1 protein-coding gene is annotated in these 836 nt (G+C 50.4%); it reads right to left on the reverse strand.

Features of this window, described 5'->3' with window-relative positions:
* Positions 1–836: fructose PTS transporter subunit IIB (locus tag R7Z49_RS24115; protein WP_318112248.1), on the reverse strand; the 836-nt coding region annotated here is incomplete at both ends.

Raw genomic sequence — 836 nt, forward strand, 5'->3', positions numbered from 1 at the left:
AACGAAGATGAAGAGACCAGCGATGAATAGCGAACCTGTGATTGGTGCGATCATGATTGGCACCAAAGGTTGGATGAATTTGTGGTAGTTAATCGACGTAATCCACTTCACGAAGTAACCCACAAGCAGACCGGCGATGATGGCACCGATAAAGCCTGTACCAGCGTCTGCGCCATAGAAAGAACCATTATTTGCAATCCAACCACCGATCAAGCCAGGAGCTAGAGCTGGGCGATCAGCAATCGCGTAAGCAATGTAACCGGCAAGGATTGGGATCATCAGCGTAAAGGCAACCACACCGACGTTGAGGATTTGGTTCCACATGCTGCCTTCAGGAATCGCCATGCCCGCTTCACTTGGCTGACCGCCTACAGCAAGAGCAAGGGCAATCAACAGACCACCGGTTACGACGAATGGGATCATGTGTGATACGCCATTCATCAAGTAGCGATATAAGTCAGAACGAGCTTGAGAAGCTTTGTCGGCAACCGATGCTTGCGTATTGCCATTGGAATCAGCTTGGTACGTCGGTGCGTTTAACGCTTCATTAATCAGCCCTTGAGCATCACGGATTGGGGCTTTTACGTTGGTTTTAACCACGCGTTTGCCCGCGAAGCGGTTCATGTCAACTTGCTTGTCACATGCCACGATGATGGCATCTGCACGCTCGATTTCTTCTGCGGTTGGGCTGTTTTTCACACCGATTGAACCGTTCGTTTCAACCTTGATTTCGTAACCCATTGCCGCAGCACCTTTCTCTAGCGCTTCTGCTGCTAGGTAGGTGTGAGCAACGCCCGCAGGACAACCGGTAACACCAATGATGAAACCTTGGTTTG

The organism is Vibrio sp. 1562 (genome assembly GCF_033340155.1).
Lineage (GTDB): Bacteria > Pseudomonadota > Gammaproteobacteria > Enterobacterales > Vibrionaceae > Vibrio > Vibrio alginolyticus.